A 370-nucleotide genomic window follows, 5' to 3' on the forward strand; every position below is an offset into this window, starting at 1 on the left:
GGACGGCCGGACGATGCCGGTGCCGGCGTTCTGCCGTGTGCACGGCGTCGCGAATCCGGTACCGAACTCCCGCATCGGGTTCGAGGTCTGGCTGCCCCAGCGGGACTGGAACCGCAGGCTGCTCATGTTCGGCAACGGCGGCTACAGCTCGGCCATCGACTTCGCCTCCATGGGCCGGATGCTCAGCGCCGGATACGTCACCGTCGGCACGGACACCGGGCACACCGGCGACGACCCGGACGTCTTCGTGCAGGGCGCGGCCAACCCGGAGATCATCGTCGACTGGGGGCACCGCGCCGTGCACGAGTCCGTCCTGAACGCGAAACGGGTGGTGAAGGCGTTCACCGGCACGGCACCGCGTCACTCGTAC

General features: G+C 69.5%; 1 protein-coding gene. It reads left to right on the top strand.

Going from position 1 to position 370, the window contains the following annotated elements; genetic code table 11:
* The coding region (locus DSY14_RS28285; protein ID WP_211719623.1) for a tannase/feruloyl esterase family alpha/beta hydrolase at positions 1-370 on the top strand (370 nt) is incomplete at both ends.

The organism is Nocardiopsis sp. MG754419, assembly GCF_018207095.1.
Classification (GTDB): Bacteria; Actinomycetota; Actinomycetes; order Streptosporangiales; family Streptosporangiaceae; genus Nocardiopsis.